The following is a 13,266-nucleotide window of genomic DNA, read 5'->3' as shown; positions in this document are numbered from 1 at the left end:
GCCGAACGTGTTGCCCGCACGAGCGGCTTCGCCCCGGCGAGACGTCGGCGCGGCGCGCATGCGATGCGTTCCACGTACCGGCGAAGCTCGCGCGCGTTGCGCCGCTCGCTATGTCCGGCGGCCGGATCGGCCGATGGCTCCGATCGCATGATGCTTTCCGACCTGACGCGGCGATTCCCCGTGCCGCGTTGCAGTACGCGCACCGTCGCCGCCTTCGTGTGGCTCGCCGCCGCGCTCCCCGTTTCCGTTCTCGTCCCGCAGCCGGCCTTCGGCGCATCCGACGTGCCGGCGTCTGCCGCGCCCGGCGCCTCATCGGCATCGTCTCCGGCTCGGCATGCCGCCGCGGCGCATCCGGCGTCGTCGGCGGCGCCGTCGTCCGCTGCCGCCGCGCATCACTCGCATCCCGCTCGGCCTGTCAGCGGCGCATCGGCTGCTTCGGCCGCATCCGCCGCCTCGGATACCGCAGAAACTTCCGCGAGCGAAGCCGAAGCACCGGCGCCGACGCCGCCGCGCCGGCATCCGCCGTTGTCTGCGGAACAGGCGAAGGAGGCGACCGCGCGTGCGCTCGACATGCGCGAGCGTTTCGCGCAGGAAGTGACGCGGCGGCTGAACGTGCCCGCCAACGACCAGCGCGCATACGCCGATCGCCTTCAGCGCGCACTGACCGACGCCAATCTCGGCGACCTCGCCGGCGAGTACGTCGCGATGGTCGACCGCGCGCCGAACGTGCAGGCGCTGTTCATCTACTTCCGCGCGACGCCGGACAACGCATGGCTGTTGATCGGCGCCTCGCCGGTCGGCACCGGCTGGCCCGGCCAGTACGATCACTTCCTGACGCCGCTCGGCGTGTTCCACCATTCGCCCGACAACATGGATTTCCGTGCCGAAGGAACGATGAACGACCACGGCATTCGCGGCTATGGCGCGCACGACATGCGCATCTACGATTTCGGCTGGGTCGAAGGCGAGCGCGGTTGGGGCAAGGGCGGCAAGTCGCCGATGCGCTTCCAGATGCATGCGACCGACCCCGATCGTCTGGAGCCGCTGCTCGGCATCCGGCATTCGAAAGGCTGCGTGCGGATTCCCGCTTCGCTGAATACGTTCCTCGACCGTCACGCGATTCTCGACGACGACTATCAGGCGCGCGTCGAGTCCGGCCGGTCGCTGTGGGTGCTGCGCCACGATCGCGACATCACGCCGATCGCCGGGCGCTATCTGGTCGTGATCGACAGCGAACGCAGTACCCGTCCGGCATGGTCGCCGGCGCCGGGCCACAAGGCGCGGTCGAAATTGCCGAAGAACGGCGACACGGCGGATTGACGCGCGCCGGTCAGCGGAAGAATTTCAGCCAGTCGAACAGGCCCGAATGCGGCGCACGCCGCTTCGGCGCCGGCGCGCTGCGCGGCCGGAAATCCGGCGAGAACTGCACGCGCGGGTCGATCGCGCGCGCACGCAGCGCCGCATCGAAGAACGTGCCGACGATCGGCAGCGCGCTGTGCGCGCCTGCGCCCCAGTAATCGCTGCGCAGCGTCACGCTGCCGTCGTCGAAGCCGACCCACGCGCCCGCCACCAGTTGCGGATGCATCAGGATGAACCAGCCGTCCGTGTTGTCCTGCGTGGTGCCGGTCTTGCCGGCGACGTCGATGCGGATCCCGTAGCGTTCGCGGATGTCGGCGCCGGTGCCGTAGTCGACGACGCCGCGCATCACGTCGATCAGCGTCTGCGCGGCCGCGACCGGCAGCGCGCGTTCGGGCGGCGCGCTGCCGAACGTCGCGAGCACCTTGCCGTCGCGGTCCTCGATGCGCGTGATCATCTGCGGCGCGACGTACACGCCGCGGTTCGCGATCGTGCCGTACGCGGACACCATTTCCTTCAGCGTGACGGGGCTCGTGCCGAGCGCGAGCGACGGCACCGCGTCGAGCGGGCTGTCGCGCACGCCCATCGCGCGCGCGAGCTGCGCGACCCGCGCCGCGCCTTCGCGCTGCATCACCTGCGCGGTGATGCGGTTGCGCGACAGCGCGAGCGCGTCGCGCAGCGTCATCGGCGCGTCCGTCGGCGGCTCCGCGTCGGTCGGACGCCACTGCGCGTGCGCGCCGATCGGGATCGCGACCGGGCGATCGACGAACGTGTCGTCCGGGCGCATCCCGTCCGCGAACGCGGCGCCGTACACGAACGGCTTGAACGTCGAGCCCGGCTGCCGCCGCGCCTGCGCGACGTGATCGAACGGCTCGCTGTCGAAATCGGGGCTACCGACCCACGCGCGGATCGCACCGTCGCGCGGGTCGAGCGCGACGAAGCCGGCCTGCACGCGCGTCTTGCGCTCGCACAGCGCGCGCATGAACGCGCGGTTCGCGCCGAGCTGCTTCAGCGCGACCGCGTCGGCGAGCCCGGCGTCGCGCGCTGCGCGGTAGTCGGCGCTCTGCCGGACGAAGCCGCGAAACAGGTCGTTGCGCAGCCCGCAACCGGACGCGCCGCGCCACGCGCCGTCGGCGACCGCCTGCAGGCGCTCGGTCTGCTGCGCGAGCGCACGCGTGGCCATCTGCTGCAGTTGCGCGTCGAGCGTCGTGCGCACGACGAGACCGTCCGAATAGAGGTCGTAGTTGTTACGATCGGCCCACGCGATCAGCCATTTGCGCAGTTGCACGGCGAAGTGCGGCGCAGGGCCGGGCTGCGCGGTCTGCGGCTCGAAATCGACGCGCAGCGGCCTGCGCTGCAATTGCGCGAGCTGTTGCGGCGACAGCATGTGCAGCGCCGCCATCCGCGCGAGCACGAGGTTGCGCCGCTGCACCGCGCGCTCCGGATTCAGCACCGGGTTGTAATAGCTGTTGCCCTTGAGCATGCCGACCAGCGTCGCGCTTTCGACGATGTCGAGCTGATCCGCCGATTTGCCAAAATAGGTGCGCGCGGCCATTTCGACGCCGTACGCGTTGTACAGGAACGGCACGGTGTTGAGATAGGTTTCGAGGATCTCGTCCTTGCTGTATACCGTCTCGATCTTGAACGCGGTAATCAGCTCCTTCACTTTGCGCGTGAGGGTCGGCGCACGGCCGATCTCGTCCGGATACAGATTGCGCGCGAGCTGCTGCGTGATCGTCGAGCCGCCCTGGCGGCTGCCCGAGAACGTATGCAGCCCGGCCGCGATCGTGCGGCGCAAGTCGATGCCGTGGTGGGCGTAGAAGCGGTGGTCTTCGGTCGCGATCAGTGCGTCGACCATGTGCGGCGAGATCTGCCGCAGCGGCACCCATTCGCGGTTCACGGGCCGGAACTCGGCGATCAACTGACCGTCGGCCGACAGCACGCGCGCAGGGCGGTCGATGCGGGCGCGGCGGATGTCGCCGATGCTCGGCGTGAACGGCACGAACGCGAGCAGGACCAGCAGCCCGAGCACCGGAAGCGCCGCGAGCGCGAGCACGACGCCGCGGCGCGTCGGATGGCGCAGCCGCTGCCATGCGCCGGCGCACAAGGCGCGCGCGCGGTCGCGGCAGCGGAGCCACAGATTGCGAAGAGACGGCACGAAGCGATTCACGGCGACGGTAGCGCGGAGCGCGGTCCGAAAAGGCGCGATGCTAGCAAACCGCGAGCGGCTGCCGCGGGCCGAAACGGCCGTTTTCTTGCAAGATTTACAGACGATTACGTTTGTTGCCCGCGGACAACCTTTCGCGGCGCCCGCGGCCGCGGCGCGCCGCTCGGGTCGAGGGCGGCCGCCTCCATCTGCGCGATCGAAGCCGCCACGCCGCGCGCTTCCACGAAGCCTTTGCCGCTCGGTCGAGCATCCGCTTCGACGACGGTGGAGCGCGCCGCCTGCAGCGATGCCGCGAGCCGCCACGTGGACGGCGGAACGTCGCCGAGCCGCACGTCGCCGAGCGACGGGATTGCCACGATGCGGGCCGTTCGGGCCGCGATCCTGTTCTGCTGAAACTGCTCGCAACCGGTTCTACAGAAGAAACCAGTTTGCGGGCACAATCTGCGCATGACGAAGCCCATGCAGGGCCGTCAGCCGAACCCCGTCCCACTGTGGAGCCGCCATGTATGTCCCTGCCGATTTCGCCGAATCGAACCCCGACGCGCTGCGCGAGCTGATCGTCCAGCATCCGTTCGGCAGCCTCGTCACGCACGGCGCGAGCGGCCTCGACGCGAATCATCTGCCGTTCGAGCTGTTGCCGCGCGACGGCGGCCTCGGCGAGCTGCATGCGCACGTCGCGCGCGCGAATCCGCTGTGGCAGGAAGTCGCGAACGGCGACGACGTGCTCGTGATCTTCCGCGCCGGCGATGCGTACATCTCGCCGAACTGGTATCCGAGCAAGCATGTCGCGCACCGTCAGGCGCCGACGTGGAACTACGTGGTCGTGCATGCGTATGGCCGCATCACCGTGCGCGACGACGAGAAGTTCGTGCGCGGCGTGGTCGCCCGGCTCACGCGCACGCACGAGGCGTCGCAGCCGGTGCCGTGGAAGATGGCCGATGCGCCGAAGGACTATCTCGATGCGCTGCTGCAGTCGATCGTCGGGCTGCAGATCGAGATCACGCGGCTCGTCGGCAAACGCAAGCTGTCGCAGACCAAGGCGGCCGACGATATTCGCGGCGCGGCCGACGCGCTGATCGCGAACGGGCAGGTGGCCATCGGCGACGCGATGCTCGAGCAGGCGGACGCGAAGCGGCAGTGAGCCGCGCCGATCCGCACGCGCGCCGCACCTGCGCGCGCCGCCGTGCGAGCTACTGCGTGCGCGTCGCGCGTTGCGTCGTGTCGGTGGCCGCATGTGCTTGCGCGAGCGCGGCGCGGATCGCGGCTTCCGTCGTGTCGTACCCGCCTTCGCCGTACCGCGTGTAGACCACCTTGCCGCTCGCGTCGATCAGGTACAGCGCGGGCCAGTACTGGTTGCCGTACGCGCGCCAGGTGTCGTAGTGGTTGTCCTGCGCAACCGGATAGCGGATGCCGAAGCGCTCGAGCGCATCGGCGACGTTGTCGGCATCGCGTTCGAACGGATACTCGGGCGTATGCACGCCGACCACGACGAGCCCCTGGTCGCGATATTTGCGATACCAGTCGTTCACGTACGGAATCGTGTGAATGCAGTTGATGCACGAGTAGGTCCAGAAGTCGACCAGCACGACCTTGCCGCGCAACTGGTCGAGCGTGAGCGGCGCGCTGTTGTGCCAGCGCTCGATGCCGGTGAAGTTCGGCGCCTGCATGCCGGCTGCCGATGCGGGCAGCTTGGCATCGTCGCGCGTGCCGGCGAATGCGGCGAATGCGGCGAATGCGGCGAATGCGGCGAGCGCGGCGAGCGCGGCCGTGGCGGCGACCGCGACCACGGCGACGGCGGTTCTGAAACGGGGCAGCATGGCGGTTCTCCGGTTCGGTGGCCGGCTGGGCGGGTGCGTCGGCCGACGGGTTTCGACGATCCCCATTGGGCCGCACCGACGTATCGGCGATGTGTCCTCCAAGCGGCGTGTGTGCAATGTTGTGTGTCGTCGCGGCGGCGCGATACATTGAGATACAAACGCGCGGCCGCACTGCGGTATAAAAGCGGACATCGCGAGCCGCCACATCACGACGAAGACACCCCATGGACAAGCCCGACCACGTATTGATCGTCGACGACGATCGCGCGATCCGCGAACTGATCGCGGACTATCTCGAGAAGAACGGCATGCGCGTGTCGGTCGCCGCGAACGGCCGCGAGATGCGCAACCTGCTCGACGACGGCGCCCCCGATCTGATCGTGCTCGACCTGATGCTGCCCGGCGAGGACGGCCTCGCGCTGTGCCGCGACCTGCGCGCCGGCCGGTTCCGTACGGTGCCGGTGCTGATGCTGACCGCGCGCGGCGAGGAAACCGACCGGATCATCGGCCTCGAAATGGGCGCCGACGACTATCTCGCGAAGCCGTTCGCGGTGCGCGAGCTGCTCGCGCGCATCCGCTCGGTGCTGCGCCGCGCACGCATGCTGCCGCCCGGCATGCAGGTGACGGAGACGGCCGCGATGCTCGCGTTCGGCGAATGGCGGCTCGACACGACCGGGCGCCACCTGCTCGACACCGAAGGCACGATGGTCGCGCTCAGCGGCGCCGAATACCGGCTGCTGCGCGTGTTCGTCGACAATCCGCAGCGCGTGCTGACGCGCGACCAGCTGCTCAATCTCACGCAGGGACGGCAGTCCGATCCGTTCGACCGGTCGATCGACCTGCTCGTGAGCCGGCTGCGCCAGCGGCTGCGCGACGGCGCGCGCGAGCCGCGCTACATCAAGACGCTGCGCAACGAGGGCTACGTGTTCTCGTCGGCGGTGACCGCGGTCGAAGGTGGCGCATGAGCTCGCGCGCGTTGTCGGCGTTGTCGTTGTGGCACTGGCCGCGTTCGCTGTTCGCGCGGCTCGCGCTGATTCTGTGCGTCGGCCTCGCGCTCGCGCAGACGCTGTCGTTCTGGCTGACCGTGACCGAGCGCGACCAGGCGACCACCAACCTGATGATGGGCTACATCGAGCGCGAAGTCGCCAGTTCGGTCGCGCTCCTCGACAACCTGCCGCCCGCGCAGCGCGCCGCGTGGGTGCCGCGTCTCGCGCGGCGCAGCTACACGTTCATTCTTGGGCCGGGGCAGACCGGCACGCCGCCGGAGGCGCGCCTGTCAGCGCGCGTCGAGCGCTCGATCTCGGACGGCATCGGCGGCGACTATCCGCTGACCGCGAACGCGATTCCCGGCGATCGCGAGCATCTGCAGGTGCATTTGCGCCTGACCGACGGTTCGCCGCTGACGATCGACATCCATCCGATGTCGACGGTGCCGCTGTCGGGCTGGCTGCCGTACGTGCTGGCGCTGCAGCTCGCGGTGCTGGCTGCGTGCTGCTGGTTCGCGGTGCGGCTCGCGACGCGGCCGCTGAACCAGCTCGCGCAGGCGGCCGACGCGCTCGGCCCCGACCTGAAGGGCGAGCGTCTCGACGAGAACGGGCCGTCCGAGGTCGCGCGCGCGGCCCGCGCGTTCAACGCGATGCAGGAGCGCATCGCGCAGTACATGGCCGAGCGCATGCAGATCCTCGCATCGATCTCGCATGATTTGCAGACGCCCATCACGCGTATGCGGCTGCGTGTCGATACGATGGACGACGACGTGCAAGGCGCGAAGCTGCGCCACGATCTGCTCGAGATGGAGCATCTGGTGAAGGAGGGCGTTGCGTATGCGCGCACGCTGCACGGCACCGACGAGGCCGCGCGCCGCATCGATCTCGACGCGCTGCTCGACAGCATCGTGTGCGACTACACGGATGCGGGGCAGGATGTCGCGTTGCACAGCGGCGGGCCGCTCGCGCTCGTCACGCGGCCGAAGGCGCTGCGCCGGATAGTCGGCAATCTGGTCGACAACGCGCTGAAGTTCGCGGGCGCAGCGGAGATCGACGTGCAGGCGGCGCCCGACGGCGGCGCGGTGATCGCGGTGCGCGACCGCGGGCCGGGCATCCCGGACGATCAGCTCGATGCGGTGTTCGAGCCGTTCCGACGCGTGGAGACGTCGCGCAACCGCGATACGGGCGGCACGGGCCTCGGCCTCGCGATCGCGCGGCAGCTCGCGCTCGCGATGAGCGGCACGCTGACGCTGCGCAACCGGGAGGATGGCGGCGGGCTGGAGGCGCGGTTGACGTTGGTGAATGCGGGGTGATGGGGGGAGCGGGGAAGTACGGGCGCCGATCACGCGAGACGAATCGTGCGAGATGAATCAAGCGTGACGAGCGAAGTGCGACGAAGCAAATGTATATGGCTGGACTAGACCAAACAGACAGCGCCAGGTGTCTGACTAAGTTCCGGCCAGGATCGGACGCTCGACATATGAGGCTAGATTGCCGACAATCCGGCGATGTCCGAACTGAAAGAGTGACTCAACTGATGCAGCTGCAATGTTTGCCGCCCGAGATCGCGCTGCAATCGATTTCACCAAGGGAAATCGTCCTTCCGCTAAATGCGGCTATCGCAGCCATCGACTACTGTGCGAACAACAAGATTCGCATCCTGGGTTGGGAAGGATGGATTCAGTCGCCGGATGGACGGGTCGGTCACGGTAACGCGCCGCAGGGAACGACGAGTCTGGAGGATCTTTCGATACCGGAAGCCGCGGATTTCTGCCGTCGGACAATCGCGGCGGCGGCATTGGAGTGGACGGAAAATAATCTCGGAACGACGGACAGACTGCACTTCTGTATTACCGTTGAAGCCAATGATGCGGCGACAAATTCATAGGCATTTGACGGCCAATTTCGGCCGTTCGACCTAGAGGTCAGAATCGTCGATAATCGAGGGCCATCGCCGCTGCGCCTCGCAATGCTTGATTAACGAACAGTCTATGAACCAACGTTTGCTAACCCAGTGCGCTGTACTTTTCCTGTTTCTCGTTTTCGGAAAGCCAACATGGGCGGCGCCGCTTGCCGAAAGCAATCAAATTGTGATCGCTGTGGACTATGGCAGCCTTGACCTGACGCGACTACACCAGCTGGAAGACGAGCTGGAATCGGTAGCGAGGGAGACGAAGTTCGGCGAGCTGGATGGTGATGAAGTGACAGTCGACGGTGGCAAGGCGTCCATCTATATGCTGAGCGCCCACACAGACAAATTAATCGACGCTATCCGTCCGGTGCTAAAGACATACGATTTCTCGCGTGACGCTCACATTCGTGTGGGGCGCTAAGAGTGCGGCGTGACGAAAAACGAAATGTCCGCATTTGAGAAAGCCGAAGGTCACTTCAGGGTCGGTGCGCGCCGTCCTCCGATCCAACGCAGTGTGACGGCGGCATCAGGCGGTCGTCGGCCATGAGGGGACGGTCGACGGCACGGCTAACATTGTCCACAATTTCTCATCCCATATAAGACAGAGTCGCCTTTCTAAGGATCAGTCATCATGACCGAAGATATAGGTAGAGTATTTCGACTTCAAATGGCCTCAGACGTCCTGCGTGATGGACTTGGACTCGAGCTCGTCAACGACCACGAAGAGGTTGTTGCCGAAGTATTTCGCAGCGATGTCAATAATTCGGTGGAGGTCTCCCTTTTTGAGAGGGATTTACCTTTCGTCGAAATCGAGCGCCTATTAAAAAAAGCGCGCACGCTTCTTGGAACATTCGAGGACGGAAGTCCGCTACCGCCCCCGGTGACGTAGTCCGGGGAGCACTCGGTCAATGCGGCCTGCGACATACCGTGCGATGTCAGTTTGATGTGCTCTGAACGACTGTTCTCGAGAACACTGAAGGTCCGCTACGGGTCGGAAGTCGCCGGTCGGGCCGCACCGGGCGCCGACCGGCGACTTCCGGCCAAAAGCAGCCTCTCAAACTTCGGACATCGAATGTCCGCAATCTGACTACTGGTTGGTGTAACGTAAGGTGACGTTGCTAATCTGCGCCGTTCCTCCACCGAAACCGATCAATGCAGAGAAAACCGATGACCTCAAAAAGCATCCGCCGGGCAACAGCAGCAGACGTAACGGTACTTACTCGAATTCGGAACGATGCACACGAAAAGAAGGTGGCTCATGGTGATTATGCGTGGGGCAAGGAAGGAGACGGATTTTCCGAAGGATGGGTGCTAAACAGTCTCTCGCGGCGAGATGTGTATGTTGTCGAGCAGGATGGCATGCCTGTAGGAACGTTCTCTCTGGATTGGAACGATGAAATGTACTGGGGGCCGCAAGAGCCAATTGCGGGTTATTTGCATGGCCTTTCCGTAAGAAAGGGCTTTAACGGCGGCGGCCTTGGCATCTTTATGATCGATTGGTGCGCTAACCAAGTCAGGACCGTGGGCCGACGTTTTGTTCGGCTTGGGTGCGATGCGAGAAATACGAAGCTATGTGCCTACTATGAGTCGCATGGTTTCGTCCGGGTTGGAGTCAAGCCAATGCCCGAGCATGGCGACTATATCGATTCACTGTACGAAAAATCGGCTGACTGACTTTCAATCAGAACGTCGATGTTCGCATGTGGTCACCATACGGTCGGGCACGCACGATCAATTGCTGAAGTCCGGAGCGGTGACCGCTTTGGAGATCGTCGACAGTCCGCTCCGGGTCGGGTTCGGCAAACGGCATCAGGCGACAGTCGGCCAGAACGAGCCGTCGAACCGATGCGTCCAGATCGACGATGATCGCGCTTCCGCAGACTCGCTCAAGCTCGCCGGCTCCGACTATCTCAGCTGGCATACGGAGAGGCTGCCTTAAATCCACTGGTCGTTCTCGACAGTACGCTCGCCCGCTGCGCCGTCGCCCGTGTTCACCACACCTCGCGGCTCGATCAGCAGCAGCTTTACTTCGGCATTTGCACAGGGCTTGTGTTCGACGCCCTTCGGCACCACCGCCATCTGACCGGCACGCAACACAATAGAACCATCGCCCGAAGGGCCCGCGCGAAATTCGATACGCAACTCGCCTCCGAGCACGATGAACGTTTCGTCGGTATCGGCATGGCGGTGCCACTGAAACTCGCTTTCGACTTTCACAACCTTGAACTGATAGTCATTCATTTCCGCGACGACACGCGGTTGCCAGTGACCGTCGATCAGCGCGATCTTGCCGGTCAAATCGATGGTCTGGCACTGGCCGCGTTCGGCCGGCACGTTGTTGTGTTTCGAGGATTGGGACACCGTTCTCTCCGTTCAAGGGGCAATGCTTCGAGGATATACATGCTCCTTGCGGCCGTATTGAACGATCGTGTGTGTTTTCAGCCGCGGTGAATGCTGCCCGTGACCTGGAGCCAGCGCCCTGGCGTCAGCCCGAATGTTTTCGAGAAGTGTCGCGTCATGTGGCTCTGATCAGAAAAACCCGCGGCCGCAGCGGCGTGAGCGAGCGAGGTGCCAGCGAGCAGCATGCGGCGCACCGTATCGAGGCGCCGCATCGTCAGATAACGGTACGGGCTCGTGCCGTAGAAGGTGCGAAAGTCGTGCGATAGACTCCAGCGATCGCGGCCCGTCGCCGCTTCAAGTTCGACGAGCGTGACGACGCGCGCGCAGTTCACGTGCAAATAGTCGCGCGCGCGCCGCGCCGCGAGGAAATCGCCTTTCGGACGGCGTGTGGGCGTGCCGGCAACAGCGGCAATCGCATGCGTCAGTTCGACGAGGGCATCGCTTTGTTCAAGCGGTTCAAGCCTATAGCCGACGTGCTGCAGCAATGTCGTGGTTGCCGCCGCAAGGCGCGCATCGGTCGTCACGCCGCCTTCGAGGAACGGCAGCGCGCGCCCGCCGAGCACGTCCTGAAAAAGCGCGGGTTCCACGTAGATCATCCGGTACCGAAACCCTTCGTCGGTGCCCGCCTGACCATCGTGAGCCTCGTCGGGATGCAGCACCATCGTGTGGCCTGCCAGGCTGTTTCGCAGGCTGCGCCGATAGTTGAAACTCTGGACGCCAGCGAGCGTGCGACCAATCGCATAGGTATCGTGGCGGTGCATGGCATACGCCTTGCCGTGAAACCACGCTTCGATGCGTTCGACACCTTCTATCGGCTCGGCGCGCCTTACCCAGTCGGGGCATGAGATTGCGGGTTGTCGGTTCATGATGTAGAGCGTGGATGGCCTGACGCATCACGCTGCGGCACGGGCGCTCAGGCGCTGTACGATGCAAAGCCGCTATCCGAATTGTCGCATCGGATAGTCCACTAGCGATGACATGCTACGGTCGACGCGCCGGGTTGAAACGCGGCCGTTCGCGACGCCAAGAGACCACCATTTGAAAACAGCGCAACCCTACGCCTTGATATCTGTTGCCGCGAGATTCCGAACTTCTCTCGGTCGAAGGATTTTTTCAACGAGCCGAGCCGACATCTGACGGCTCAGTAGTCTCTGCAAGTTCGCAAGCAGTCGATTTCGCGTCCCCACAACCCGATAGCTCAGATTACGATCGAGCGCCCACAACGCATCCCGCACCACGTTGGCGACCGGCATCGGCACGCCGACTGCAGCCTCCTTCGCGCCAACAACGTCGAAAAAGGCCGTTTGCGTGGCGCCGGGACATAGCGCGACGACCCGGATGCCCCGCTGCCGGTTTTCAGCCCAAACAGCTTCCGAAAATGACAGGAGAAAGGCCTTCGTCGCGCCGTAGACGGCCATATACGGATCGGGCTGGAATGCCGCGGTTGACGCGACGTTGATGACTGCGCCGCCGGATCGCGCTTGCATCCCCGGCAGCAGAAGATGAGTCAGCTCGATCGCGGCGATGCAGTTCACCAGGACTTCATCGCGCTGGCGCGTCAGCGGAATCGTTTCAAAGCGCCCGTAAGCTGCGAAGCCCGCATTGTTGATTAGCACATCGACGAACGTGCCGGTCCCCTTCAGATGGCGATCGATCGTGTCGACGGCGTCGGCTGCGCTCAGGTCGACCGTCAGAAAATCGGCGTCGCACGCGTAATCGCGCCGCAGTTCCGCGGCCAGATCACGCAGCTTGTCGTGAGAGCGTGCGACCAGCAGGAGTCTCGCACCGCGTTCGGCCAACGCGTGGGCAAACGCGCGCCCGATACCCGATGATGCACCCGTGACGAGTGCTGTTTTTCCGCCAAAATCGAAAGATTTGCTCATGGGCTGCTGATGGAGTGGAACGGGAGTTGCACTCTAAACCGTTGACTATAGGCAACGGTCAAGCGTAAATGACGGTCCACGACATTGATTGGAGGCAGCATGCGCATCGGCGAGCTATGCAAGCGGGCGGGTGTATCGCGCGACACCGTCCGTTACTACGAGCGTATGGGTCTGCTGGATAAAGCAACGCAAGGTAACGCGACGAACACTTACAAGCACTATTCCGAACTTTCGTTACAGCGGATACGGCTGATCGTCCACGCGAAGGCGTTGGGCTTCACGCTGGCGGAAATTGGCGACGTTGTCCATGTATGGGAAAGTCCGACGTTCGGCGTTGACCAAAAGGTCGCGTGCCTGCAAGCAAAGCTCGCCGAACTCGACGCAAAGAGTCTCGCGTTAACCACGCTGCGAACCGGGCTGCTGAATGCGCTGGCCAAAGTTGGCGGCGATTGTGTCGAAGAAGTAGCGTGATCAGTCGCGGCCGGTGCAAGTGTCATCCTGCCCCGCACAGGAACTTCGATGGCCGCTTTGATCGCCCGTGAGGGTCCCTTCAGGGTCGGGTTGAGCCAGTCGGTGCCTGCCGGGGCTGCGGCCGGCCGAGTCCGGCCACAAACGGTCAGTCGGAAGACCACGCTCAAAGCGGCCATTCGCCGGTATTGACCTGCGCAGCCAAACGACGCTAGGATCGTCAGCATGATTAGTCGCTCCAAATCCCTCTTTTCGCTGGTCCGCGCATGTTGTCAAA

General features: G+C 64.7%; 15 protein-coding genes. 9 read left to right on the top strand and 6 right to left on the bottom strand.

The annotated features are described in order from the left end of the window. Window positions 1–63 precede the first annotated feature (63 nt). The gene (locus MBR110_RS22050) at window positions 64–1,320 is read left to right on the top strand and encodes a hypothetical protein (RefSeq protein WP_059475919.1); all 1,257 of its coding nucleotides are present in this window, start codon (window positions 64–66) and stop codon (window positions 1,318–1,320) included. Between the two features lie 10 nt (window positions 1,321–1,330). Here MBR110_RS22050 and MBR110_RS22045 read toward each other — a convergent pair whose 3' ends face one another. Next, window positions 1,331–3,526, bottom strand: a complete 2,196-nt coding sequence (locus MBR110_RS22045; protein WP_181709339.1) for a penicillin-binding protein 1A — start codon at window positions 3,524–3,526, stop codon at window positions 1,331–1,333. 104 nt (window positions 3,527–3,630) lie between these two features. After that, window positions 3,631–3,984: a hypothetical protein gene (locus MBR110_RS22040; RefSeq protein ID WP_144410608.1), complete on the bottom strand. Its 354-nt coding sequence runs from the start codon at window positions 3,982–3,984 to the stop codon at window positions 3,631–3,633. A gap of 41 nt (window positions 3,985–4,025) precedes the next feature. On the opposite strand from MBR110_RS22040, the gene MBR110_RS22035 reads away from it, so the two are divergent. Then, a complete protein-coding gene (locus tag MBR110_RS22035; RefSeq protein ID WP_181709338.1) occupies window positions 4,026–4,664 on the top strand; it encodes an FMN-binding negative transcriptional regulator in 639 nt (212 codons plus the stop codon). Between the two features lie 49 nt (window positions 4,665–4,713). Here MBR110_RS22035 and MBR110_RS22030 read toward each other — a convergent pair whose 3' ends face one another. Further along, window positions 4,714–5,340 (bottom strand): thioredoxin family protein, encoded by a 627-nt coding sequence (locus MBR110_RS22030; protein ID WP_181709337.1) that lies wholly within the window; start codon window positions 5,338–5,340, stop codon window positions 4,714–4,716. A gap of 224 nt (window positions 5,341–5,564) precedes the next feature. Here MBR110_RS22030 and MBR110_RS22025 point away from each other — a divergent pair, with 224 nt between their 5' ends. The 6 genes from MBR110_RS22025 (at window position 5,565) to MBR110_RS22000 (ending at window position 9,912) form a co-directional block, all read left to right on the top strand. Beyond that, on the top strand, window positions 5,565–6,305 hold the full coding sequence (locus MBR110_RS22025) for a response regulator (RefSeq protein WP_011880864.1): 741 nt from the start codon (window positions 5,565–5,567) through the stop codon (window positions 6,303–6,305). Window positions 6,306–6,316: 11 nt separating this feature from the next. Further along, a complete protein-coding gene (locus tag MBR110_RS22020) occupies window positions 6,317–7,639 on the top strand; it encodes an ATP-binding protein (RefSeq protein WP_041494234.1) in 1,323 nt (440 codons plus the stop codon). Window positions 7,640–7,851: 212 nt separating this feature from the next. After that, window positions 7,852–8,214, top strand: coding sequence for a hypothetical protein (locus MBR110_RS22015; RefSeq protein WP_131753930.1), 363 nt, complete (start codon window positions 7,852–7,854; stop codon window positions 8,212–8,214). 103 nt (window positions 8,215–8,317) lie between these two features. Then, entirely contained in the window at window positions 8,318–8,659 is a 342-nt protein-coding gene (locus MBR110_RS22010) for a hypothetical protein (protein ID WP_146230277.1), read from the top strand. Window positions 8,660–8,869: 210 nt separating this feature from the next. Then, window positions 8,870–9,127 carry a hypothetical protein gene (locus tag MBR110_RS22005; protein ID WP_080938725.1) on the top strand — a complete coding sequence of 86 codons (258 nt, stop codon included), beginning with the start codon at window positions 8,870–8,872 and terminating at the stop codon, window positions 9,125–9,127. A 263-nt stretch (window positions 9,128–9,390) separates the two neighbouring features. After that, window positions 9,391–9,912 carry a GNAT family N-acetyltransferase gene (locus MBR110_RS22000; RefSeq protein WP_249208000.1) on the top strand — a complete coding sequence of 174 codons (522 nt, stop codon included), beginning with the start codon at window positions 9,391–9,393 and terminating at the stop codon, window positions 9,910–9,912. Window positions 9,913–10,173: 261 nt separating this feature from the next. Here the strand turns inward: MBR110_RS22000 and MBR110_RS21995 are convergent, their stop codons facing one another. The 3 genes from MBR110_RS21995 to MBR110_RS21985 all read right to left on the bottom strand — a co-directional run bounded on the left by MBR110_RS21995 (window position 10,174) and on the right by MBR110_RS21985 (window position 12,521). Further along, window positions 10,174–10,599: a cupin domain-containing protein gene (locus MBR110_RS21995; protein ID WP_014724038.1), complete on the bottom strand. Its 426-nt coding sequence runs from the start codon at window positions 10,597–10,599 to the stop codon at window positions 10,174–10,176. A 77-nt stretch (window positions 10,600–10,676) separates the two neighbouring features. After that, window positions 10,677–11,504: an AraC family transcriptional regulator gene (locus MBR110_RS21990; RefSeq protein WP_014724037.1), complete on the bottom strand. Its 828-nt coding sequence runs from the start codon at window positions 11,502–11,504 to the stop codon at window positions 10,677–10,679. Between the two features lie 189 nt (window positions 11,505–11,693). Further along, window positions 11,694–12,521 (bottom strand): SDR family NAD(P)-dependent oxidoreductase, encoded by an 828-nt coding sequence (locus tag MBR110_RS21985; RefSeq protein WP_034195535.1) that lies wholly within the window; start codon window positions 12,519–12,521, stop codon window positions 11,694–11,696. A gap of 99 nt (window positions 12,522–12,620) precedes the next feature. Here MBR110_RS21985 and MBR110_RS21980 point away from each other — a divergent pair, with 99 nt between their 5' ends. Beyond that, window positions 12,621–12,992, top strand: coding sequence for a heavy metal-responsive transcriptional regulator (locus tag MBR110_RS21980; protein ID WP_034195534.1), 372 nt, complete (start codon window positions 12,621–12,623; stop codon window positions 12,990–12,992). Window positions 12,993–13,266: the final 274 nt, after the last annotated feature.

This window comes from Burkholderia sp. MBR-1, assembly GCF_013822785.1.
GTDB classification, from domain to species: Bacteria; Pseudomonadota; Gammaproteobacteria; order Burkholderiales; family Burkholderiaceae; genus Burkholderia; species Burkholderia vietnamiensis.
Note: the sequence above shows the minus strand (reverse complement) of the source record. Positions and strands in the feature narration are given on the sequence as shown.

Excerpts from the sequence above, each read along its gene's own strand:
- MBR110_RS22050 (WP_059475919.1), top strand. The coding sequence starts at position 64 with ATGCGTTCCACGTACCGGCGAAGCTCGCGCGCGTTGCGCCGCTCGCTA.
- MBR110_RS22040 (WP_144410608.1), bottom strand. The coding sequence starts at position 3,984 with ATGGGCTTCGTCATGCGCAGATTGTGCCCGCAAACTGGTTTCTTCTGT.
- MBR110_RS22035 (WP_181709338.1), top strand. The coding sequence starts at position 4,026 with ATGTATGTCCCTGCCGATTTCGCCGAATCGAACCCCGACGCGCTGCGC.
- MBR110_RS22030 (WP_181709337.1), bottom strand. The coding sequence starts at position 5,340 with ATGCTGCCCCGTTTCAGAACCGCCGTCGCCGTGGTCGCGGTCGCCGCC.
- MBR110_RS22025 (WP_011880864.1), top strand. The coding sequence starts at position 5,565 with ATGGACAAGCCCGACCACGTATTGATCGTCGACGACGATCGCGCGATC.
- MBR110_RS22010 (WP_146230277.1), top strand. The coding sequence starts at position 8,318 with ATGAACCAACGTTTGCTAACCCAGTGCGCTGTACTTTTCCTGTTTCTC.
- MBR110_RS22005 (WP_080938725.1), top strand. The coding sequence starts at position 8,870 with ATGACCGAAGATATAGGTAGAGTATTTCGACTTCAAATGGCCTCAGAC.
- MBR110_RS22000 (WP_249208000.1), top strand. The coding sequence starts at position 9,391 with ATGCAGAGAAAACCGATGACCTCAAAAAGCATCCGCCGGGCAACAGCA.
- MBR110_RS21990 (WP_014724037.1), bottom strand. The coding sequence starts at position 11,504 with ATGAACCGACAACCCGCAATCTCATGCCCCGACTGGGTAAGGCGCGCC.
- MBR110_RS21985 (WP_034195535.1), bottom strand. The coding sequence starts at position 12,521 with ATGAGCAAATCTTTCGATTTTGGCGGAAAAACAGCACTCGTCACGGGT.
- MBR110_RS21980 (WP_034195534.1), top strand. The coding sequence starts at position 12,621 with ATGCGCATCGGCGAGCTATGCAAGCGGGCGGGTGTATCGCGCGACACC.